Source organism: Faecalimonas hominis (genome assembly GCF_054660755.1).
The window spans coordinates 93363-115828 of record NZ_BAAHSH010000024.1 but is presented as its reverse complement, the minus strand read 5'-3'; the positions used below and the strand labels follow the sequence as shown (position 1 = coordinate 115828).

General features: G+C 38.3%; 24 protein-coding genes. All 24 read left to right on the top strand.

Going from position 1 to position 22466, the window contains the following annotated elements; genetic code table 11:
- The first annotated feature begins 189 nt into the window (after positions 1-189).
- Positions 190-792 (top strand): Type 1 glutamine amidotransferase-like domain-containing protein, encoded by a 603-nt coding sequence (locus ACYQ35_RS04140; protein WP_459830539.1) that lies wholly within the window; start codon positions 190-192, stop codon positions 790-792.
- A 59-nt stretch (positions 793-851) separates the two neighbouring features.
- Positions 852-1367, top strand: a complete 516-nt coding sequence (locus ACYQ35_RS04135; protein ID WP_009244780.1) for a GNAT family N-acetyltransferase — start codon at positions 852-854, stop codon at positions 1365-1367.
- A gap of 336 nt (positions 1368-1703) precedes the next feature.
- Positions 1704-2108: a single-stranded DNA-binding protein gene (locus ACYQ35_RS04130; protein ID WP_459830535.1), complete on the top strand. Its 405-nt coding sequence runs from the start codon at positions 1704-1706 to the stop codon at positions 2106-2108.
- A gap of 202 nt (positions 2109-2310) precedes the next feature.
- Positions 2311-2733 (top strand): DUF3847 domain-containing protein, encoded by a 423-nt coding sequence (locus ACYQ35_RS04125; RefSeq protein WP_459830530.1) that lies wholly within the window; start codon positions 2311-2313, stop codon positions 2731-2733.
- A gap of 1 nt (position 2734) precedes the next feature.
- On the top strand, positions 2735-4282 hold the full coding sequence (mobQ, locus tag ACYQ35_RS04120) for a MobQ family relaxase (RefSeq protein WP_459830528.1): 1548 nt from the start codon (positions 2735-2737) through the stop codon (positions 4280-4282).
- A 15-nt stretch (positions 4283-4297) separates the two neighbouring features.
- A complete protein-coding gene (locus ACYQ35_RS04115) occupies positions 4298-6205 on the top strand; it encodes an AAA family ATPase (RefSeq protein ID WP_459830525.1) in 1908 nt (635 codons plus the stop codon).
- Positions 6206-6307: 102 nt separating this feature from the next.
- The gene (locus ACYQ35_RS04110) at positions 6308-6511 is read left to right on the top strand and encodes an excisionase (protein WP_009243293.1); all 204 of its coding nucleotides are present in this window, start codon (positions 6308-6310) and stop codon (positions 6509-6511) included.
- An 86-nt stretch (positions 6512-6597) separates the two neighbouring features.
- Positions 6598-7860, top strand: coding sequence for a tyrosine-type recombinase/integrase (locus tag ACYQ35_RS04105; RefSeq protein ID WP_004840332.1), 1263 nt, complete (start codon positions 6598-6600; stop codon positions 7858-7860).
- Between the two features lie 160 nt (positions 7861-8020).
- Positions 8021-8503: a low molecular weight protein-tyrosine-phosphatase gene (locus tag ACYQ35_RS04100; protein ID WP_459830520.1), complete on the top strand. Its 483-nt coding sequence runs from the start codon at positions 8021-8023 to the stop codon at positions 8501-8503.
- A 74-nt stretch (positions 8504-8577) separates the two neighbouring features.
- Positions 8578-9885, top strand: coding sequence for an MATE family efflux transporter (locus ACYQ35_RS04095; RefSeq protein WP_459830517.1), 1308 nt, complete (start codon positions 8578-8580; stop codon positions 9883-9885).
- Positions 9886-9988: 103 nt separating this feature from the next.
- Complete coding sequence (locus ACYQ35_RS04090; RefSeq protein WP_009757056.1) at positions 9989-10690, top strand: transglycosylase domain-containing protein; 702 nt, start codon at positions 9989-9991, stop codon at positions 10688-10690.
- Between the two features lie 54 nt (positions 10691-10744).
- A complete protein-coding gene (yqfC, locus tag ACYQ35_RS04085) occupies positions 10745-11011 on the top strand; it encodes a sporulation protein YqfC (protein ID WP_009757055.1) in 267 nt (88 codons plus the stop codon).
- Between the two features lie 13 nt (positions 11012-11024).
- Entirely contained in the window at positions 11025-12260 is a 1236-nt protein-coding gene (locus ACYQ35_RS04080; protein WP_009757054.1) for a sporulation protein YqfD, read from the top strand.
- Positions 12261-13247 (top strand): PhoH family protein, encoded by a 987-nt coding sequence (locus ACYQ35_RS04075; protein WP_009757053.1) that lies wholly within the window; start codon positions 12261-12263, stop codon positions 13245-13247.
- The gene (gene ybeY, locus ACYQ35_RS04070; protein WP_009757052.1) at positions 13247-13741 is read left to right on the top strand and encodes an rRNA maturation RNase YbeY; all 495 of its coding nucleotides are present in this window, start codon (positions 13247-13249) and stop codon (positions 13739-13741) included. The genes ACYQ35_RS04075 and ybeY overlap by 1 nt, the downstream gene beginning before the upstream one ends.
- A 19-nt stretch (positions 13742-13760) precedes the next feature.
- The gene (locus ACYQ35_RS04065) at positions 13761-15428 is read left to right on the top strand and encodes a putative polysaccharide biosynthesis protein (RefSeq protein ID WP_009757051.1); all 1668 of its coding nucleotides are present in this window, start codon (positions 13761-13763) and stop codon (positions 15426-15428) included.
- Positions 15429-16247 carry a pyridoxamine kinase gene (locus ACYQ35_RS04060; protein ID WP_009757050.1) on the top strand — a complete coding sequence of 273 codons (819 nt, stop codon included), beginning with the start codon at positions 15429-15431 and terminating at the stop codon, positions 16245-16247.
- Positions 16248-16293: 46 nt separating this feature from the next.
- Positions 16294-16653, top strand: a complete 360-nt coding sequence (locus ACYQ35_RS04055) for a hypothetical protein (protein WP_459830510.1) — start codon at positions 16294-16296, stop codon at positions 16651-16653.
- 25 nt (positions 16654-16678) lie between these two features.
- Positions 16679-16900, top strand: coding sequence for a DUF896 domain-containing protein (locus ACYQ35_RS04050; RefSeq protein ID WP_459830508.1), 222 nt, complete (start codon positions 16679-16681; stop codon positions 16898-16900).
- Positions 16878-17429, top strand: a complete 552-nt coding sequence (locus ACYQ35_RS04045; protein ID WP_459830506.1) for a 5-formyltetrahydrofolate cyclo-ligase — start codon at positions 16878-16880, stop codon at positions 17427-17429. The genes ACYQ35_RS04050 and ACYQ35_RS04045 overlap by 23 nt, the downstream gene beginning before the upstream one ends.
- Positions 17426-17605: a DUF4250 domain-containing protein gene (locus ACYQ35_RS04040; protein ID WP_009757046.1), complete on the top strand. Its 180-nt coding sequence runs from the start codon at positions 17426-17428 to the stop codon at positions 17603-17605. The genes ACYQ35_RS04045 and ACYQ35_RS04040 overlap by 4 nt, the downstream gene beginning before the upstream one ends.
- Positions 17606-17690: 85 nt before the next feature.
- Positions 17691-19148: a tRNA (N6-isopentenyl adenosine(37)-C2)-methylthiotransferase MiaB gene (gene miaB / locus ACYQ35_RS04035; RefSeq protein WP_459830502.1), complete on the top strand. Its 1458-nt coding sequence runs from the start codon at positions 17691-17693 to the stop codon at positions 19146-19148.
- A gap of 85 nt (positions 19149-19233) precedes the next feature.
- Entirely contained in the window at positions 19234-19650 is a 417-nt protein-coding gene (locus tag ACYQ35_RS04030) for a putative ABC transporter permease (RefSeq protein ID WP_459830499.1), read from the top strand.
- 149 nt (positions 19651-19799) lie between these two features.
- Positions 19800-22451 (top strand): DNA mismatch repair protein MutS, encoded by a 2652-nt coding sequence (gene mutS / locus ACYQ35_RS04025; protein WP_459830497.1) that lies wholly within the window; start codon positions 19800-19802, stop codon positions 22449-22451.
- Positions 22452-22466: the final 15 nt, after the last annotated feature.

Genomic DNA, 22466 nt, shown 5'->3' with positions numbered 1-22466 from the left:
TTTGCCCTTATCAGAGTGCATAAACACTGATGGGACGATATAACACAAGGGAAATAATAAGGGAAAGCTCACCTGCGACAAATCCAGTGTTTTCAAGGGGTTGCGAAGAATTTAATAATAAAATATAACAGTTATTAAATTTCTTAAAACAGGTGAAATCTCAATCGGGATTTATAAAGGAGAATATTGATGAAACTATTTTTATGTTCGCACTTTTCAAATGTAGGAAGTCTGATAAAGGAAGAAATTGAAAATAAGAAAGTCGCATTTATTCCAACAGCTTCACTGCGTGAAGGCTACACCGGTTATGTCGGCTCGGCTCGAAAATTATTCAAAAAGTTGGGAGCAATCGTAACTGAAATTGATATTTCAACGGAGGCTTATTCAACGATACAGTCTGTTTTTGAAGAAGCAGATGTGATATATTTTACCGGCGGAAATTCTTTCGTCCTTATGGACCAGCTCCGTAAAACGGGAACGGATGAGCTATTGAAGAAGGAATTGGAAAAGGGAAAACTGATGATCGGTGAATCGGCAGGTGCGATTATATGCGCTCCAACTATCCAATATATTGAACAAATGGATGAAAAGCCGGAGGACTACTCACAAGAAGATGATGCAGGGCTTGATTTGATTGATTTCTATGTTCTTCCGCATTATCTTACAGCACCATTTAAGAAAGTTACCGAGAAAATAATAACTGAGTTTTCGGATTTGAATCTATGCCCAATTAACAACAGTCAGGGAATTGTAATTGATGGTGAAGATTCAAAGGTTATTTGCAAAGACTAATTTGAAAATTCAAGTTTGTTAAATTGGAAAACTAGAATTTTTGAGGAGATAGATATAAAATGACCTTCCAATTAGTTTGTATAGAACCAAAAGAATTAACGCAATACAAGGCGGATATGCAGGAAGCATTTCAGAAAGGTTTTGAAGATGCTTTTGGGAAAACAGATGCTGTTATTCTGCCTGAAAAGGACATTGACCAGTCGCTGAATGCGGAGGGTTCTGCTGTCTATAAAGCCGTTGTCGATGGAGAAATGGTGGGCGGTGCTGTTGTTATTATCAATGAGAGTACACAGCATAACCATCTTGACCTGCTTTTTGTAAAGAACGGAGTTCAGAGCAATGGTATCGGTAAGAAGATATGGTTTGAATTGGAACGAATATATCCGAACACGAAAGTATGGGAAACCTGTACGCCGTACTTTGATAAGCGCAACATTCATTTTTATGTGAATGTCTGCGGCTTTCATATTACAGAATTTTTTAATGAAAAACATCCTATGCCGGATACACCGGACGATTTTGTCGGTGATGGCAATGAGGGAATGTTTGCGTTTAAGAAGCAAATGCGTTTATGAAATTCCAGCTTGTCGAACTGAAAAACACTGTAATAACATGTGTAAAACAAAATGTAAAACACCCCACTGAGTAGGTAGGACTAAATACTCCTATGATTTCGATTTTGAAGTCATAGGGGTATTTTTTTGTGCAGAAAAATAAAAAATTTCCTTTTCCACCCTGTATTTTCCCCTCTGAGCCTTTCGTTATATGAGGACAAAAAAATAAAATTCCTTTTTTATTTGTAAAAAGTCCTCTCTACGTTCTGATATATGAGGAACAAATTACATTTGCCTTAAAAGAATCGGGCCTGATTCAAGAACAAACAAAAAACGAAAAGAGAAAGGAGAAATTACATGAACAAAACAATCTTAATGGGAAGACTGACAAAAGATCCGGAGGTGAAATATCTCCAGGATGAAAACAGTACTGCAATGGCAAGATACACGCTGGCAGTAGACAGACGATATCGAAAGGATGGAAAGGCAGAAACAGATTTTGTTTCTTGTGTTACCTTTGGGAAGAATGCTGAGTTTGTAGAAAAATATCTGCAAAAAGGTTTGAAGATTTTAGTAAGCGGACGGATCCAGACAGGAAGTTATGTGAATCAGGATGGGAATAAAGTTTATGCCACTAACGTGATTGTAGAAGAACATTATTTCACAGAAGGGAAGAAACTGTCAGGATCAGAAAAGAAAGAAGATACCGATCCAGATGGATTTATGCATCTTCCAGACGGAGAAGAACTTCCGTTTGAGTAAGAGAAACTCGGATGCTGAAAGCAGAAGGGCGCACTTATATACCTTAAAAGGTATGTACGTACTACGGAAGCAGCATCTTTCTGAAGGGGAATTCCGAAAGTGTTTGCGGATGATCCATCCGAAGAAGGGTTCCCCTTCCGGCAGAAATGCCTATCCCATAACAGAGAAAATAGAAGAGTAGAAAAAGGAGGAAAAGAACGATATGGCGAAGAAGAAAACATTACAGGAATATACCCAGGAAGCACTTTTTGAGATTGAAAAAACAGAAGCGGCATTGAAACAGGCAAAGCTTGAGAAAGAACAGGCAGAACATAGGATCCAGAGATCCTTGAATTATCTGGATACACAGAAAAAGAAAAAACGAAAGGCACGAACCCATCTGTTGATTCAGAAAGGAGCAGTTATAGAAGCAATCTGTAAAGATACCAAATATCTGACAGAGGCAGAATTTTATCAGCTGATGGACGAACTTCTTCATGATCCTGCTTGTAAGTTTTGTGACGTTGTTCATGAAATGGTTCGTGGTCGGGCAGAAATTGCAGAAGCGAAGGAGCGAGAATTCGTAGAAGAGGAAGCACTTTTAAAGGCAATGCAACGAGGCGAACCGCTACAGGGAGATGAGTAAGATGGGATGTTATCACTTTCATCTGAATCAATTATCCAGAGGAAAAGGACAGTCTGCCATTGCCAGTGCTGCCTATCGAGCCGGTGCAAAACTGGAATGTACGTATTACGGGGAAGTAAGTGATTATACGAGAAAAGGCGGTGTGGTGTTGGCGGAAATCCACCTTCCCGAACAGGCTCCGGAGAGATTCAAAGACAGGGAGACCCTTTGGAATGAGGTGGAATGGATCGAAGGAAACAAGAAAGCACAGTTGGCACACAGCTTTGATATTGCTTTGATGAATGAGTTTTCTATGGAAGAAAACATTGAGCTTGCAAGAAGATTTGTGGAGGAACAGTTAGTCGCAAGAGGGATGATCGTAGATCTAGCAATCCATGATCCGAAGAAGACAAAGGATAAAATTCCCAATCCCCATATGCACATCATGGTTCCCATCCGCCCTTTACAGGAAGATGGTACCTGGGGACAAAAGCAAAAAAAGGTTCCAGTACTGACACCGGATGGACAGCCGGTTTTGAATCAGAAAGGACAACCGGTATTTCGGGCGGTACATACAACGGATTGGAGTAGGAAAGAAACCTTGGAAGAATTGAGAAGTGCCTGGGCGAGGATGTGCAATGAACTGTATGAAGAAAAAGGACTTACAGAAAGAGTCGATGCCAGATCTTATGAGGAACGGGGGATTGATAAAATCCCGATGGTGCATGAAGGACCGAATGTACAAGCAATGGAAGCACGAGGAATTTCCACTGCACTGGGAAGTTTAAACAGACTCATACGTGCCTTGAATGATATGAAAGAACGGGCAAAGAATCTTCTTCAATGGTCTTTGTTTCGACAAAGCCAGTTGATGGAACGGATGCTGTTCTTACATCAGCCAACTTTAGCGGATTATCTAAGAAACTATTATGACAAGAGAAATGCAGTCGCAGGATCCTACGCTTATGGAACACAAAAGGCGAAGAATACAAATCTGAAACAATTTGCAGAGACGATCCGCTTTCTGGAAGAGCAGGATGTGAGAACCCCAGAACAGCTGACAGAGAAAATCCAGGAATTAGATACTCAGCTAAAAGAGGTAAGTCAGCGGTTGAATCGACAACTGGCTGCTTTACAAAGGGTCAATGTCAACCTTTATGCAATGAAAGAGTACTTTGAAACAAGACCTGTTTATCTGGAATTAAAGAACAAATATTTTGGCAGGGAAAAATTCAAAGAGGAACATAAGAAGGAACTTAGCGGATATTATCGTTCGGAAAGGATCTTAAAAGAAAACCTGGATCCAAGTGGGAAGATTCCAGAAGGACAATGGAAACGAGAAGTCGCTAGTTTATCAGAAGAGATAGCTGCTTTACGAAAAGAAGACAAACGGATCCATACGATGTTACGAAAGTATGAGGGGATCAAAAATCATGTGGAGGCTTTGATGGCAGAGGAGGACGAAGGAGCTTGTCTTCTAGAAACAAACAAGAGGGAGCAATCCACAGAAACAAAAGAGGTAGTGAGAACCATGAAACCAAAGAAGAAACATCATGTAATGGAGTTATAGGAGGAATTTTAGAAGATGGAAGAATATACAAGAGAACAGATCCAAAGGGCAGATGATACCGATTTATATGTTTTTCTTTCTGGGAGAGGAGAACAGTTCAAACGATGTGGAAAGGAATACCGGTGGTTACGACATGACAGTGTGATGATCAACAAGAATGAATGGTATCGTTTTAGTCAGAATAAAGGCGGTCATGCCATCGATTTTATGAAAGAATTCTACGGTCTTTCTTTTGCAGAGGCAGTTAAAGAATTATTAGGAGAAGAGGGAGCTGGAGAAACCAACAGAAGAACGGCAAAGGAAGATGCAGGCAGACAGAAGGTCTGCCCCATCCCCTTGCCTGGATTGGAACTGCCAGAAAGAAATGAAAGCTGTGAGATTGCAAGGAAGTATCTCATTGAACAGAGAAAACTATCGGAACAACTGGTAGATCAGATGATTGAAAAGGGGGATATTTATGAAAGTAAAAACTACCACAATGTGGTGTTCGTTGGAAGAGATAAAGAACAGAATCCCAGATATGCAGCTATGCGTGGAACTGATGAGAACAGATATCGTGGGGAGGCAAGAGGTTCGGAAAAAGCCTATGGATTTGGCCATATAGGAACGGATGAAAAACTGTTTGTGTTTGAATCTCCCATTGATCTTTTATCTTATATCACCGCAGTTCCGGAAGAATGGGAAAAGCATAGTTATATTTCTCTGGGAGGATTGAGTGAAAAAGCAATGAAACGGATGTATACAGAATATCCTCAGATCCATTCCATCTACTTGTGTCTGGATAATGATGAGCCTGGAAATGAGAGATGCAGGCAGTTTGTTTCTCTTATTCCGGAGGAACTGAGTGTGTACCGATTAGAACCGGTGAAGAAAGACTGGAATGAATGTCTGGTAGCAGAAGTTCCGGTAGAAAATATGGCAAAGCAGATGTGTTGGAAAGATGCCAGGGAAAAACCAGTTCCGGTCATGAAAATGTCGGAGGTTGAGGAAACGGTGGTTCAGTGGTTATGGTATCCGTTCATTCCCTTTGGAAAGGTTACTTTGATCCAGGGAAATCCGGGAAAAGGAAAAACATGGCTTGCAATGGCAATTGCCGCATACTGTACCAACGGAAAGGAACTTCCCAATGCACTACCCATAGAACCCTTTAATGTGTTGTATCAAACAGCAGAGGATGGGATTGCAGATACCATTAAACCCAGATTAGCAAAATGTGGTGCAGATATGACAAGGGTACGATTCATCAATGAAGAAGAAAAACAGCTTTCTATGACGGACGATCGGATTGAAAAAGCCATCCGACAGAATAATGTACGACTCATGATCATGGATCCCATACAGGCTTATCTGGGAGCCAATGTGGATATGAACCGGGCAAATGAGATCCGTCCCTTATTTCGACATCTCAGTACGATTGCAGAGAGAACTGGATGTGCCATTGTTCTCATTGGACATTTGAATAAGTCGTCGGGAAGTCAGAGCGATTACCGTTCCCTGGGATCCATTGATATCGCAGCGGCAGTACGAAGCATCTTATTTGTAGAAAAGGTGGAAAAAGAGAAGGAACAGGATGTCCGAGTGGTATATCAGCAAAAGGATTCTCTTGCTAAAAAAGAAAATCCGATAGCATTTTCTTTAGGAGAAGAAGGATTAACCTGGTTAGGAGAATATGATATATCCATTGAAGATCTGCTGATGGGAAAAGCAGGAACGAAAAAGGAAACGAAACTGGAAAAGGCACAGAAGTTGATCCTGGAGTTATTAACCAAACGAAAAGTAATGTGTTTAGAAGAATTAGAGGCAGAACTACTAGCCTATGGGATTTCTTCCAGAACAGGAAGAGATGTAAGAAAGCAATTGGAAAGTAGATTAAGCTATGACTGGTGTCAGGGAAGAAAAACAGTTGCGTTAATCACAGAATAAAAGATGACATTGGCAAAAAAATACTTTGGCATTGGCAGTCTTTATAGATACCTTTGCCAGCCGCCAATGTCAAAAACAAAGATAATAGAAGGAGGCATACAAATGACAAGTTATGATATACCTTATTGGAAGAAGTATACATTATCCATTGAAGAGGCAGCATCCTATTTTCGTATTGGAGAAGGAAAGCTTCGTAAGTTAGTCAGTGACAATCCAAATGCAGAGTATTTGCTTTGGAATGGGAATCGTGTACAGATAAAACGAACAAGATTTGAAAAATTTATTGATACACTCAGTGCGATATAAAATGAAATTTAAAAGAAGGAGGTGTTCGAATTAGGGGTTACATGATATACTAACAATATCATGTTGCGTCCCCTTGGAGGTAGGATATGATTTCAAAGAGACGTGATGATAAAGGCAGAGTTCTCCAGCAAGGAGAATGGCAGGAACCAAGTGGACGTTACCGCTATAAATATACAGATTCACTTGGTAAGCGTAAAATATTATATAGTTGGAGATTGACAGAAGCAGATAAGATGCCGGAAGGTAAACGGGCAGATCTTTCTCTCAGGGAAAAAGAAAGAAAAGTTCAGTCCTTACAGATGCAAGGGATTACAGGAAGTAACATTACAGTGCTTGAACTTGTGGAACGATATCTTTCCCTGAAAACAGGAGTAAAGCATAATACTTTAGCAAATTACAAATTTGTGGTGAATGTATTGAAAAAGGAAGAATTCGCTTATAAGAAAGTGGATGATGTGAAACTTTCTGACGCAAAGATTTTTCTGATAAAACTACAAAGAGATGGTAGAGGATATAGTTCCATTCATTCCATCAGAGGTGTTTTAAGACCTGCTTTTCAAATGGCTGTGGATGATGACTTGATTCTAAAAAATCCATTTGGATTTGAATTAGGTACAGTACTTGTTAATGACAGTCAGAAAAGACAAGCTGTTTCTCCGGAAGATGAAACTAAATTTCTTGATTTTGTAAAGAATGATCCGCATTATAATCAGTATTATGATGCATTTTATATCTTATTCAAGACAGGTCTTAGAATATCTGAATTTTGTGGACTTACTGTAAAAGACTTGGACTTTAAAGAAGATATTATCAATGTGAATCATCAGTTGCAAAGAACTCGAGAAATGAAGTATATCATCGTATCTACAAAGACAACAAGTGGTACGCGGTTACTTCCAATGGAAGCGGATGTAAAAGAAGCATTTCTTCGAATCTTGAAGAATAGAAGGAAACCAAAACGTGAGCCGATGGTGGATGGATATGGAGGATTTCTGTTTCTGGACAAGAATGGAAGGCCAATGGTTGCACTTCATTGGGAAAAGTACATGCAGCATGCAAGAGAAAAATATAATCGTGAGAATTTGTTGCAATTGCCGCCAGTTACTCCACATATATGCAGGCATACTTATTGTACAAATATGGCCAATTCAGGGATGAACCCAAAGACACTGCAATATCTGATGGGGCATTCAGATGTATCTGTAACACTTAATATTTATACGCATACCGGCTATGATGATGCAAAGAAAGAACTTGCCAGATTAAAAGAAGCAAGGGATGAACTGGAAAAGAAAAAGTTTATAACCCAAAAACATGCACAAACAACTCATGTAAGCCTTATCTCATAAGGAATTTGGGACTTTAAAAATAACCCATTTGTACCACAAATGCCCGAAAAAACATGAGAAAATACAAGAATTTATAAGAAAAAGAACCTTTCAAGTAAAAAATGCACAAAGGCTGAAAAGCCAGTATTTATAAGGCTTTGAGAGGATATGAGGAGATAAAATGGAGAAAATAAAGGTACTATTTATTTGCCACGGCAACATCTGCCGCTCCACAATGGCAGAATACGTTATGAAAGATTTAGTAAAAAAATCAAATTTAACAGAGGAATTTTATATTGATTCTGCTGCCACAAGTCGGGAAGAAATCGGAAATCCGGTTCATCGCGGTACGCGGCAGAAACTAAAAGAAAAAGGAATTTTTTGTGGAGACCACCATGCGCGTCAAGTAACTAAAAAAGAATATGCAGAATACGATTACATTTTAGGTATGGATACATGGAATATGAAAAACATGATGAGAATTTTCGGAAGTGATCCCGATGAAAAAATACATAAATTGCTTGATTTTTCGTCCGCGCCAAGAGACATTGCGGATCCGTGGTATACGGGAAATTTTGATGCCACATATGATGATGTATCCGAAGGGTGTCATACACTTTTAAACCATATTTTGGAGAAAGGACAAGTTGCTCAAAGACAGTAGGTTTAAATAAAAGGATTTGAGTATCGTTTAATAAAATGAAAACAAAAAATATAGATTTAACGCAGGGAAACGAAATGAAGTCAATTGTTTTGTTTTCGCTTCCCCTGATTGCAGGAAACCTGTTTCAGCAACTTTATAATCTGGTTGATACAATCGTTGTCGGAAAATTTGTCGGAGCGGACGCATTGGCAGCGGTTGGTTCTTCCTATATGACAATGACTTTTTTGACTTCTATTATTATCGGACTTTGTATGGGAAGCGGCGTTATCTTCTCATATTTTTACAGTGCAAGAGATTCAAAACAGTTGTCTCAAAGTTTTTTTCAGTCATTTATATTTATTTTTGGTGTGACCGTTGTAATTAACGGGCTTAGTTTTTTGTTTATTGATGAAATTTTGCGGTTGTTGAATATAGAAAAAAGTATTTTTGCCATGACAAAAGATTATCTGTTGATTATTTTTGCGGGTATGTTTTTTGTCTTTCTGTACAATTATTTTGCCGCAGTCTTGAGAAGTATGGGGAATTCCTTTATTCCGCTTATATTTCTCGTGATTTCGTCCGTGGTGAACATTGTGTTGGATTATCTGTTTGTTGTGCCATTTCAGATGGGCGTGCAGGGAGCGGGATATGCCACTGTCATCGCTCAGATTATTTCGGCAGTGGGGATAGCGTGGTATACATTGAAATGTGTTCCTGAAATGAAATTTCAAAAGGAAATGTTTGTCATAAAGAAAAGTTTAATGAAAAAGATAATAGATCAGTCTGTTATGACAAGTATTCAGCAGTCTATTATGAATTTTGGAATCCTGATGGTGCAGGGGCTGGTAAACAGTTTTGGGATTACCGTTATGGCAGGATTTGCAGTTGCGGTCAAGATTGACAGTTTTGCCTATATACCGGTACAGGATTTCGGAAATGGATTTTCTACTTATGTGGCACAAAATCGTGGTGCGGGCAAAACTGAACGGATTCATACGGGAACAAAGGCAGCGGTAAAATTGATTTTAATGACCTGTATCGTTATTTCCACGATTGTTTTTTTATTTGCTTCGCAATTAATGAACTGCTTTGTTTCGGCAGGAGAAACTGAAGTAATCGCAGAGGGAGTGCGTTATCTCCAAATTGTCTGTCCGTTTTATTGTCTGATTGGATTTTTGTTTATGTTTTACGGATTGTACAGAGGAATGGGGAGACCTCAGATGTCTATCGTATTGACGGTTATTTCTCTTGGAACGAGAGTTGCTCTTGCATATATTCTGTCAGATATAAAATGGATAAGTGTTGTTGGCATATGGTGGGCAATTCCGATTGGCTGGTTTTTGGCGGACCTTGTGGGACTTGTGTACTATAGAAGATACAGGGGAAAAGGAAATTTGGAGTGATAATCCTTATAAAAACTTAAGATTATCCTAAAGTATTTTTACAGTTTTTTTGATAGAATACTTTCTGGTAAAATTGTTTTTATTTGTAGAAGGAGAATTATCTATGCGTACAGTAAGAAAAATCATTAAAAATATTTTTATAGTGCTTTTAGTTGCATGTATCGGAATCTGCTCGTATTTAATTTATCAGGGTTATACAATGTATAAAGATGCGGTAAATGAAGTGAGTATTGAAGAGAAAGTTGCAGAAATCAGAAGCAAAAAGCAATATACGTCTGTTGAAGAATTACCGCAGATTTATAAGGACGCCATCATTTCCGTGGAGGATCACAGATTTTATTCCCACCCGGGTATCGACATACTTGCAACCGCAAGAGCGGCAATACATGATATTCAGGCAATGTCTCTTGTGGAGGGAGGGAGCACGATCACTCAGCAGTTAGCAAAAAATCTTTATTTCACTCAGGAGAAAAAGTTTGTCCGCAAAATAGCGGAAGTATTTGTAGCAGTAGAAATGGAAAGAAAATATACGAAGGACGAAATTCTTGAGTTGTATGTAAACTCCATATATTTTGGAAATAACTGTTATTGTGTGAAAGACGCAAGTATGACATATTTTAATAAACTGCCAAAAGATATGACGGACTATGAGAGTACTCTGCTGGCGGGAATTCCAAACGCACCTTCCGCATATTCGTTAAATGTAAATCCCACTTTGGCAAAACAACGTCAGAGACAGGTGATAGAGAAAATGGTTGAATTTGGACATTTAACACAGAAAGAGGCAAATGCTATTATAAAGTAATAAATCTGAGTATATTACATATATTACTATAAACTTATATGTGTGGCATTTGTGATGAAAGAGTCTTTGAAAAAGAAAATGGCGTGTACGACAAATCTTCCAAAAGATGTCATTTTTGGTGTTCCGATTATAACGATGACGGGACAGTTGGAAGTTTGCGTTGAAAATTATAAAGGGATTATGGAGTATACGGATACATTGATACGCATTCGGAGCAAAGTCGGTCAGATACGGGTAACAGGAAGAAATATGCAAATTGAATATTATACGAATGATGAGATGAAAATAACAGGTCAGATTAAATCGGTTGAGTATTCTTAAAGGAGGCAAATGTGTGCTACTTTCTATCATTCGCTATATAAAAGGCTATCTGCGTATAAAAATTATCGGATATTCTCCGGAGCGTTTTTTAAATTTATGCCGCCATCATCATATTTATTTATGGGGGCTGACTCCGCGTATGCATGATTACGAAATGTTTATCAGCATAAGCGGTTTTAGAAAATTAAAACCTATTTTGAAGAAAACGAAGACAAAAGTTGTGATTTTAAATCGATATGGTCTTCCTTTTTTTTTACATAAATATAGAAAAAGAAAAGTGTTTTTTATCGGTGCAGTCGGCTGCATGCTTTCTATCTATCTTTTTTCTATGATTGTATGGAATATTCATATTGAGGGAAACTATTCACAGACAGATGAGGTAATTTTGGAGTTTTTGGAAACGAAAAAAGTGTATCATGGAATGCCGAAGGCAAAAATTAACTGTGAACGTATTGCAAAAGATATACGGAAACAATTTGATGATATAATATGGGTTTCGGTCTCCATACAGGGAAGTCGTCTGATGATTCAGGTAAAAGAAAATACGGATACAGTTCCGCAAAAAGTAAATAAGGAGGAGAAGGTCACTGATCTGGTTGCCTCTGAAAATGGAGAGGTAGTGGAAATCATTGCCCGTTCAGGAGTACCGCTTGTTTCTGTCGGAGACAAAGTAAAAAAGGGAGATGTACTTGTCAGTGGGAGAGTAGAAATTAAAAATGATGCGAAGGAAGTGGTGGAGTATCGTTATCAGCCGGCTGATGCAGACATTCGCCTAAAGGTCTCGCACTCATATCAGTCTGAAACTCCCACAGATTACATGAAAAAGAAATATACGGGAAAAACGAGGAGCCAGATGTTTTTGAAAACGGAACAACATTTTTTTGGTCTCGGATTTATGCACAATAAGTTCAAATATAAGGAGACGTATACAAGCGAGAGCAGGTTAAGGCTTGGAGAACATTTTTATTTTCCGTTATCTTACGGCAAAATGAAAGTGAAAGAATATAAACCGGAGAGGAAAAAAAGAAGTGATAAAGAAATACAGAGGATTTTGAGTGAAGAGTTTCAAAATTTCTGTAAAGATTTGGAAGAAAAAGGGGTAGAAATAATTGAAAAAGATGTTAAAATATACAAAGGGTCAAAAACCGCTAAAGCAAAGGGGGAACTGACTCTGATTAAATCTGAAAAAATGAGAAAAGATACGACTATCCTTCAGATAAAAGAAAAGGAATCAAAAGGAGTTGATTAAATGGGAATACTTGAAAGAGTTATGGAAGTTTCAGCGGAACATGAGAAAAATGTTTTCGGGGAATTTGATAAATTTGCAAAAAAAATTGAGCGTACACTTCATGTGACATTGATTGCAAGAAATGGGGAAGTAAAAATATTGGGGGAATCCTCTTATGTGGAAAAGGCGGAGAATGTTCTTTCCCAGTTGCTTGAATTATCAAGGAGAGGGAATGTGATTCAGGAACAAAATGTGGATTATGCCCTTTCGCTTTCGTTTGAGGACAATACGGACGGACTTTTGCAGATTGATAAAGAGATTATCTGTCACACACTGCAGGGGAAACCGATTAAACCAAAAACATTGGGACAAAAGAAATATGTAGACGCCATCAGAAAGCAGATGATTACATTTGGACTTGGACCGGCAGGAACAGGGAAAACATATCTTGCTATGGCGATGGCAATCACTGCATTTAAAAATAATGAAGTGGGACGCATTATTTTAACCCGTCCTGCCATTGAAGCAGGAGAAAAACTGGGATTTTTGCCGGGAGATTTACAGAGTAAGATTGATCCGTATTTAAGACCTCTGTATGATGCGTTATACCAGATTATGGGAGCGGAGTCTTTTATTAAAAATTCGGAAAAAGGACTGATAGAGGTAGCACCGCTGGCATATATGAGAGGACGTACTCTTGACAATGCGTTTATCATTTTAGATGAGGCGCAAAATACGACGCCTGCTCAGATGAAAATGTTTTTGACACGAATTGGTTTTGGCTCAAAGGTTGTTGTCACAGGTGACTCTACACAAAAAGATTTACCGTCAGGAACAACCTCCGGGCTTGACATTGCAAAGAAAGTATTGAAAAACATAGAAGATATTTCTATTTGCAACCTGACAAGTAAAGACGTTGTGAGACACCCGCTTGTACAAAAGATTGTAAAAGCATATGAGGAATTTGAAAAGAAAAATACATCTACACATGAAAAAAGGAGAAGATAATGACAATATATTTTGAAGAGGAAGGCGAACTGAAACTGGATTTAGAGTGTGAAACACTTGCAGAGACAGTTGTTGAGGGCGTGTTGGATTATGAAAAATGTCCTTATGAGGCGGAAGTGAATTTACTTTTAACGATGAATAAGGAAATTCAGGAGATGAATGCTGAGTTCAGGCATATAGACAGGGCTACAGACGTATTGTCTTTCCCGATGATTGATTATGAAAAAGCAGGCGAGTTCGCTTTTTTGGAGGAAGATGACAGTTATTTTAATTGTGATACAGGAGAATTGATGCTTGGTGATATTGTGATTTCTAAAGAAAAGGTAATCGCACAGGCAGAGGAATACGGGCATACAATAAAAAGAGAATATGCTTTTCTAATCGCGCACAGTATGTTACACTTACTTGGTTATGACCACATGGAAGAACAGGAACGTTTGGAAATGGAAAGAAAACAAAAGGAAATTTTGGAACAGTTAGGGATAACAAGATAACTTAGGTGAGGTATAATACATGGAAACAAAAGGAAAAAAACACGAGGGAGCATTTCTCGTTCAGGGTATGATTTTGGCTTCGGCCGGAATTATTACGAAAATTATAGGGGTTATTTACCGTATTCCCCTCATTAACATTATGGGGGATCAGGGGCAAGGATATTATGGTATTGCCTTTGAGATTTATTCGCTGGCGCTTCTTTTGACTTCATACAGCCTTCCCCTTGCCGTTTCAAAACTGGTATCGGCCAGGGTGTCAAAAGGCGAGAGAAGAAATGCGTTTAAGGTGTTTAAATCGGCATTAATTTTTGGACTGGTGTCCGGTTCGTTAATCGGTCTGATTGTCTTTTTTGGAGCAGATTTTATTGCAACAAAAATTATGGCGATGGGTCCAAGCCAATATGCATTAAGGGTACTTGCACCTTGTCTTCTCGTTGTGGCAATTATGGGAGTTGTACGCGGATATTTTCAGGGGCTGGGTACAATGATTCCCACTGCAGTGTCACAGATTTTAGAGCAGATTGTCAATGCGATTGTCAGTGTTGTCGGAGCCAGTTATTTATTCGAGTTTGGGAAAAAAGCGGCTGAAGCAAAAGGCAAAGAATATTTAGGACCGGCTTATGCGGCAGCAGGAGGTACTCTTGGAACCTTTGTGGGAGCGGTCTCAGGACTTTTATTTTTACTTTTTGTTCTGTTTATCTATAGAAAGATTATTAGAAAACAGTTAAGACGTGACCATACAACTTATCAGGAAGAATATGGAACAATTTTTCCTATTTTATTGATGACAATTATTCCTGTCATTTTAAGTACTGCCGTATATCAGAGTACAAAGATTTTAGATGCGGGTATTTTCAGTAATATAATGTCGATACAGGGAATGTCGAAAGAAAAATACGAAACACTCTGGGGAATGTATACGGGGAAATTTAATACACTTGTAAATGTACCGCTTGCCATAGCGAATGCTATTGGTGCATCTGTTATTCCGAGTCTGACTGCAGCGATGACATCGGGTGACCGCAGACTGGTACATAGTAAAATTCAGTTGGCGACACGGTTTTCCATGTTGATTTCCATTCCGAGCACGATTGGATATATGGTTCTTGCAAAACCGATTATGAATTTATTGTTCAATGGTGATAATTCCACACCTGCTCTTTTGTTGATAACGGGTGCGATAACCATTGCATTTTATTCGCTGTCTACAATTACAAACGCTATGTTACAGGGAATTGACCGTATGACTACACCGATTAAAAATGCAGCAATTTCTCTTGTGATTCATCTGGTTTCACTGTTCATTATGCTTGTTGTGTTAAAGATGAATATTTTTGCGGTTATCGGAAGTACAATTGTATTCTCGCTCAGTATGTGCATATTGAACGGGCGTGCATTGAGAAAGGAAATCGGATACCATCAGGAATACTATAAAACATTTATTCTTCCGCTTATTGCGTCAATCATTATGGGTGTGATTGCATTTGTCATTCAGGTAGCATTTGCAAATATTATGCCGGAAAAAGTGGCGACAATCATTTCTGTTCTTGTAGCGGTTCTCGTATATTCTTTGGCGTTGCTGCTGCTTGGAGGACTTACGGAAAGTGAAATCCTTGCCATGCCGAAAGGAAGAAAAGTAGTTAATGTATTGAAAAAATTTCATTTATTGAGAGAAGAGGAAGAATAGATGAAACCGATAAAAAAAGTTGCCGTACTCCATGATATATGTGGAGTGGGAAAAGCGGGAGCGATGAATATGATTCCTATTTTGAGTGTGATGGGAATGGAAGTTTGTCTGGTTCCTACAATGCTTTTGTCTACGCATACAGGAGGATATGGGAAGCCGGTTATATGTCCGGTTTCTCCCGATTATCTGAGCGACTGCGCAAAGCATTACAAAAAAGAAAAAATTGAGTTTGATTTTATTTTTGTCGGTTATTTGGGAAACTGCGATATGGTTGACGGGGTGCTGGACTTTATCCGGCATTTTCCGAAAGCAAAAGTGGTTACGGATACGATTATGGGAGATAATGGTGAGTTTTACGGTAATTTTGATTCTTCCTATTTACAGGCGGTGAAAAAACTGTTAGCGTTTTCAGATTTAATCCTCCCAAATTATACGGAAGCATGTTTTCTTGCGGGAATGGAATACAGGAAAAATCCAAGTCAGACTTATCAAAATGAACTGTGCGAAAGACTGATGAAACTTGGCGCAAAGGATATGGTGATTACAAGTGTGACGGCAGCAGAAGGGACAGGCATTCTTTATTGTGAAAAAGGGAAAAAAGATTGTCTTTATCTCGACTGTGAGCCGCACAATATACATGGAACGGGAGATGTATTTGACGGAGTGATTTTAGGAAACTGTATGAGAGGACTTCCTTTAAAAGAAAATATTGTAAAAGCGCATCAGTTTGTAAAAACATGTATTGCGGAAACGTATCGTTATGACTACAATAAACGCGAAGGCGTTCTTTTAGAAAAAATGCTTCCCATGCTTGTATAGATTAGGGATAACAGGCGAATACTGTAAATAAAAAAGGGGTTGTCCTATGAAAAAGAAATACAGTATTCGTTTTCTCGTTGCAACAGTAACATGTCTGATAGCATTGACGGTTGCATATCAGATGAGTTATCATCATGCGAAAATGGAACTTGAAAAAGAAACCGAGGCAGAAGAAAATAATCCGTCTGTGGCAACGGAGGGCGAAGCGTTTCAATCTGATATTTATTATTTGCAGGAATTAAATGGGTTTATTGCTGTATATCAGAGTGACAAAAAAACAGTGTTTGAATATACGGATATCCGTATGGAGGAACTTCCAAGCGACTTGGCGAATGAAATTAAGAAAGGGAAAAAACTTCCGGGACTTGAGGAAGTATACGGATTTTTAGAAAATTATTCCAGTTGATAAAAGAAGAGAAAGGACAAAAGAGATGTTAGAAGAAAAAATTCAGAGAATCAATGAATTATATAGAAAATCAAAAGCAGAAGGGCTGACGGCGGAAGAATTTCAGGAACAGAAAGTATTAAGGGCAGAATATATAGATGCATTTAAGAGAAATCTTCGTGGGCAGTTAAATAACATTTCCATTCAGGAAAAGGACGGAACAATTACAAATTTAGGAGAAAAATTTGGAAATAAAAAAGCAAATTAGAAGACGGATATTAAAAAGAAGAGAGTCACTTTCTAAAGATGAATGGAGAAGAAAAAGTGATAAAGTGATAGAAGAACTTATTGCACAGCCAATTTATAAAGAAAGTAACACAATCTATAGCTATGTGTCCTATCGCAACGAGCCGGACACATGGCGTTTTATTATATATAGCCTGAAGGCCGGAAAGAAAGTGGCTGTCCCTAAAGTCATCGGAAACGAAATGAAATTTTATTATATTCGCGGAATAGAGGAATTGGCGGAAGGGTACAAAGGAATTTTTGAACCGCCGGAAACAAATGAGGAGGCAACGGAAGACAATGCTTTGCTGATAATGCCGTTGGTTGCTTTTGACAGAGAAAAACACCGCTTGGGATATGGAGGCGGTTTTTATGACAGATACTTACAGAAATATCCGAACCACTTTAAAATAGGAATCGGATTTTCTTTTCAGGAAGCAGAAAGCATACCCGCAGAAAAATATGATGTTAGTCCGGATAGTATATGGACGGATAAAGGAGAAATAATATGATGAACTTGCCGAAAGATGCAATACTTTTATTGAGTGTTGTCAATACAAAATTAAGAGATTATTATAAAAGTTTAGATGATTTGTGTGAGGATATGAACGCAGAGAAAAAAGACATTATACATAAACTTGAGGGCATAGGGTATGAATATGATGGAATAAAAAACCAGTTTGTATAGAGCAGATTGTATTCTTGCAAAAGGGTGCGCTATATCGTATAATTGTAAAGTCATATATCACTTTTGATAAAAGAAAGGAAAACATATGTTAAAAGATTTAGATAAAGTAATTGGAGAAATCGATTTGAATAAAGAAGCACCTGTCAATGAACCGGACAGACAGTATTATTATATGGCGAAAGCAAAAAAATATGTCGCTGAACAGGCAGAAAACTTAGGGCGTTCCCTTACTTTCTGTGTAACAACATTCGGTTGTCAGATGAATGCAAGAGATTCTGAAAAATTGGTCGGTATTCTGGAACAGATAGGATATGTGGAAGAAACTGATGAAGAAAAGGCAGATTTTATTATTTATAATACATGTACAGTTCGCGAAAATGCCAATATGCGTGTCTACGGACGTCTTGGACAGTTAAAGAGAGTGAAAAAAGAAAATCCACATATGATGATTGGACTTTGTGGCTGTATGATGCAGGAACCGGAAGTGGTGGAGAAATTAAAGAAGAGTTATCGCTTTGTTGATTTGATTTTTGGAACACACAATATTTATAAATTTGCCGAATTAATCGTAACTCGTTTTGAGTCGGAACGTATGGTAATTGATATTTGGAAAGACACGGACAAAATCGTGGAAGATTTACCTAGCGAGCGTAAATTCTCCTTTAAATCCGGCGTTAATATTATGTTTGGCTGTAACAATTTTTGCAGTTACTGCATTGTTCCATATGTGCGTGGACGTGAGAGAAGCCGTAATCCAAAAGATATCGTAAGAGAAATTGAGCGTTTAGTTGCAGACGGTGTTGTGGAAGTTATGCTTCTCGGGCAGAATGTAAACTCCTATGGGAAAAATTTGGAGACACCGATGACGTTTGCACAGTTATTACAGGAAGTGGAGAAAATTGACGGACTGAAGAGAATCCGTTTTATGACATCACACCCGAAAGATTTGTCCGACGATTTAATTGAAGTGATGAAAAACTCCAAAAAGATTTGTAAACATTTACATTTACCTGTACAGTCAGGAAGTTCACGGATTTTACAGAAGATGAACCGCCGTTACACAAAAGAACAATATTTGGAATTAGTCAGAAAAATCAAAACCGCCATTCCGGATATTTCTCTGACAACAGATATTATTGTCGGCTTCCCTGGAGAGACGGAAGAAGATTTCCTTGAGACAATGGACGTTGTGAAACAGGTTCGCTACGACAGTGCGTTTACATTTATCTACTCAAAACGTACAGGTACACCTGCTGCCACAATGGAAAATCAGATTGCTGACGATGTTGTAAAGGATCGTTTTGACCGTCTTCTAAAAGAAGTACAGGGAATTTCTACAGAGGTGTGCGGTGTACATACGGGAACAACGCAGGAAGTCTTAGTCGAATCGCTAAATGACCATGACGATTCTCTTGTGACAGGCAGACTAAGCAATAATATTTTGGTGCATTTTCCGGGAGATGAAGACCTTATCGGAAAAATTGTTGATGTAAAATTAGAAGAATGTAAAGGGTTTTATTATATCGGTACGAGAGTGGAATAAGAAATAACTACCACCCATATTTTAAGAAGATACGTCCAAACTATTTACTAAGAACAATAAAGTAAATAGAAAGGGCGTTTTTTCTTTGAAAAGGTTAAGTGAATATCTATTTATATGGGCGTTGGGTGGAACGCTCTACTATACTTTTGAAATGTTTTTTCGGGGATTTTCTCACTGGACAATGTTTGTTCTCGGAGGAATCTGTGCAGTTTTCTGCGTATGGCAGGGACTTGTGCTAAAATGGAGGGAACCTTTATGGATACAAATTATAAGATGTACAATTTTCGTTATTGCCGGAGAATTTATTACCGGAATTGTTGTAAATAAGTGGCTTCGTTGGCAGGTTTGGGATTATACGGACCAGCCTTTTCAGTTATTTGGACAAATCTGCGCGCCTTTTGCCATAATTTTTTCGGGGCTATGTGCATTGGGAATAATTGGCGGAGGGTATTTTGTGCATTGGATTTATGGGGAGGAGAAACCGGATTTTCATGTGCTGTAAATAAAAAGGGAAATTTGATAAAAGCATATAATAATACCTATATTTTTTACATTGAAAAGCACTTTGAAATTTGTTATGATTGATAAGATATGAACATAATGGAAAAATGACAAAAGAAATCACTGTAAAAATAAGGAGGAAATGGGAAAATGTCTGAGTTGACTCCAATGATGCAACAGTATGTTGAAATGAAAAAACAGTATCAGGACTGTATTTTATTTTATAGATTAGGAGATTTTTATGAGATGTTCTTTGACGATGCGGTGACGGCGTCGCAGGAACTGGAATTGACATTAACAGGGAAAAACTGTGGTATGGAAGAGAGGGCGCCAATGTGTGGTGTTCCTTATCACGCTGTGGAAGGTTATCTGACAAGGCTTGTATCAAAAGGATATAAAGTGGCTATTTGTGAACAGGTGGAAGATCCGAAAGTTGCAAAAGGAATCGTAAAGCGTGAGGTCGTCCGAATTGTTACCCCGGGAACAAACTTAAATACACAGTCTTTAGATGAATCCAGAAATAATTATATTATGTGTATTGTATATATTGCAGACAGATACGGATTGTCGGTTGCGGATATTTCTACCGGAGATTATTTTGTGACAGAATTGGATACGGGAAGAAAACTGTTAGATGAGATTGCTAAGTTTGCACCATCGGAAATTATATGTAACGAGCCATTTTATATGAGCGGGCTTGATATAGATGATTTGAAAAATCGTCTTGGAATTGCAATTTATTCTTTGGACGCATGGTATTTTGATGATGCCATGTGTACGAAAATATTAAAAGAACATTTTAAAGTAAGTTCTCTTGAGGGATTAGGACTTGGAGATTATAACTGCGGCGTAATAGGTGCAGGAGCGCTTCTTAAATATCTTTATGAGACACAAAAAACGACACTCTCACATCTTACGGGGATTATCAGTTATACAACAGGAAAATACATGCTGCTTGACAGTTCCACAAGGAGAAATTTGGAGTTATGTGAAACGCTTCGGGAAAAGCAGAAGAGAGGTTCTCTTTTATGGGTTTTAGATAAAACAAAGACAGCCATGGGTGCGAGAACATTGAGAAGTTATGTGGAGCAGCCTTTAATTAATAAGGAAGATATTCTGGCAAGACTTGATGCGGTGGGAGAGTTAAAAGATAATGCCATCGCAAGAGAAGAAATCAGAGAATATTTAACTCCTGTCTATGACTTGGAGAGATTAATCAGCAAGATTACATATCAGTCGGCAAATCCGAGAGATTTGACTGCGTTTCAAAGTTCTCTTGCCATGCTGCCGCACATTAAATATATTTTATCTGATATGACATCACCATTATTGATGAGCCTGTACAGAAAATTGGATACGTTGGAAGACTTGTGTGAACTTGTACAAAGTGCAATTAAAGAAGAACCTCCTCTTGCCATGAAAGAGGGAGGTATTATTAAGGACGGATATGATGCGGAAGTAGACAAACTTCGCAATGCAAAAACGGAAGGAAAAACATGGCTTGCAGAGTTAGAAGCGGAAGAGAGGGAAAAAACAGGAATTAAAAATCTGAAAATCAAATATAACAAGGTATTTGGTTATTATTTGGAAGTGACAAATTCATATAAGGAACTTGTACCGGATTACTATACAAGAAAGCAGACGCTTGCAAATGCGGAAAGATATATCATTCCACGACTGAAAGAATTAGAGGACACGATTTTAGGTGCAGAAGACAAACTGTATGCGTTGGAATATGAAATTTACTGTAAAATCCGTGATAAAATAGCAGATGAGGTAGTACGCATACAAAAGACAGCGAAAGCAATTGCGAAGATAGACGTGTTTGCATCACTGGCTCTTGTGGCAGAGCGAAATAACTATGTTCGCCCTAAAATCAATGAAAAGGGTGTTATTGACATTAAAAACGGCCGTCACCCCGTTGTAGAAAAAATGATTCCAAACGATATGTTTATTGCTAATGATACATTACTTGATGATAAGAAAAACAGAGTTTCCATTATCACGGGACCAAACATGGCAGGTAAATCAACGTACATGAGACAGACAGCTCTTATCGTTCTTATGGCACAGATAGGAACATTTGTACCTGCTGAGAGTGCAAATGTTGGAATTGTTGACCGTATTTTCACAAGAGTAGGTGCATCAGACGACCTGGCATCGGGACAGAGTACGTTTATGGTTGAAATGACGGAGGTTGCCAATATTTTGAGAAATGCCACAAACAGAAGTTTGCTTATTTTAGATGAAATCGGCCGTGGAACAAGTACGTTTGACGGATTGAGTATTGCGTGGGCAGTTGTTGAACATATAAGTAATGCAAAACTTCTCGGAGCAAAAACACTGTTTGCAACACATTACCATGAACTGACGGAACTGGAAGGAAAGATTGACAGTGTAAACAACTACTGTATCGCCGTAAAAGAAAAGGGCGATGACATTGTCTTTCTCAGAAAGATTGTAAAAGGCGGAGCAGATAAAAGTTACGGAATTCAGGTTGCAAAACTGGCAGGAGTTCCGGAGTCTGTCATCTTAAGAGCGAAGGAAATCGTCAGTGAATTAAGTGAAGCGGACATTACAACACGGGTGAAAGATATCAAAATTCAGGGGCAGGAATCGAAAGCAAGAACAAAACAAAAGAAGTACGATGAAGTAGATTTGGCTCAGATGTCATTGTTTGATACGGTTAAAGATGACGACGTGTTAAAGGAACTGGAAGAACTGGACGTAAGTCGTATGACACCTATGGACGCACTAAATACGATTTATCGTTTGCAGAATAAACTGAAAAACAGATGGTAAAAGAAAAGGGGAAGA

Coding starts and splice junctions, on each gene's coding strand:
- ACYQ35_RS04140 (WP_459830539.1), top strand. CDS start 190: ATGAAACTATTTTTATGTTCGCACTTTTCAAATGTAGGAAGTCTGATA.
- ACYQ35_RS04135 (WP_009244780.1), top strand. CDS start 852: ATGACCTTCCAATTAGTTTGTATAGAACCAAAAGAATTAACGCAATAC.
- ACYQ35_RS04130 (WP_459830535.1), top strand. CDS start 1,704: ATGAACAAAACAATCTTAATGGGAAGACTGACAAAAGATCCGGAGGTG.
- ACYQ35_RS04125 (WP_459830530.1), top strand. CDS start 2,311: ATGGCGAAGAAGAAAACATTACAGGAATATACCCAGGAAGCACTTTTT.
- mobQ (WP_459830528.1), top strand. CDS start 2,735: ATGGGATGTTATCACTTTCATCTGAATCAATTATCCAGAGGAAAAGGA.
- ACYQ35_RS04115 (WP_459830525.1), top strand. CDS start 4,298: ATGGAAGAATATACAAGAGAACAGATCCAAAGGGCAGATGATACCGAT.
- ACYQ35_RS04110 (WP_009243293.1), top strand. CDS start 6,308: ATGACAAGTTATGATATACCTTATTGGAAGAAGTATACATTATCCATT.
- ACYQ35_RS04105 (WP_004840332.1), top strand. CDS start 6,598: ATGATTTCAAAGAGACGTGATGATAAAGGCAGAGTTCTCCAGCAAGGA.
- ACYQ35_RS04100 (WP_459830520.1), top strand. CDS start 8,021: ATGGAGAAAATAAAGGTACTATTTATTTGCCACGGCAACATCTGCCGC.
- ACYQ35_RS04095 (WP_459830517.1), top strand. CDS start 8,578: ATGAAGTCAATTGTTTTGTTTTCGCTTCCCCTGATTGCAGGAAACCTG.
- ACYQ35_RS04090 (WP_009757056.1), top strand. CDS start 9,989: ATGCGTACAGTAAGAAAAATCATTAAAAATATTTTTATAGTGCTTTTA.
- yqfC (WP_009757055.1), top strand. CDS start 10,745: ATGAAAGAGTCTTTGAAAAAGAAAATGGCGTGTACGACAAATCTTCCA.
- ACYQ35_RS04075 (WP_009757053.1), top strand. CDS start 12,261: ATGGGAATACTTGAAAGAGTTATGGAAGTTTCAGCGGAACATGAGAAA.
- ybeY (WP_009757052.1), top strand. CDS start 13,247: ATGACAATATATTTTGAAGAGGAAGGCGAACTGAAACTGGATTTAGAG.
- ACYQ35_RS04065 (WP_009757051.1), top strand. CDS start 13,761: ATGGAAACAAAAGGAAAAAAACACGAGGGAGCATTTCTCGTTCAGGGT.
- ACYQ35_RS04060 (WP_009757050.1), top strand. CDS start 15,429: ATGAAACCGATAAAAAAAGTTGCCGTACTCCATGATATATGTGGAGTG.
- ACYQ35_RS04055 (WP_459830510.1), top strand. CDS start 16,294: ATGAAAAAGAAATACAGTATTCGTTTTCTCGTTGCAACAGTAACATGT.
- ACYQ35_RS04050 (WP_459830508.1), top strand. CDS start 16,679: ATGTTAGAAGAAAAAATTCAGAGAATCAATGAATTATATAGAAAATCA.
- ACYQ35_RS04040 (WP_009757046.1), top strand. CDS start 17,426: ATGATGAACTTGCCGAAAGATGCAATACTTTTATTGAGTGTTGTCAAT.
- miaB (WP_459830502.1), top strand. CDS start 17,691: ATGTTAAAAGATTTAGATAAAGTAATTGGAGAAATCGATTTGAATAAA.
- mutS (WP_459830497.1), top strand. CDS start 19,800: ATGTCTGAGTTGACTCCAATGATGCAACAGTATGTTGAAATGAAAAAA.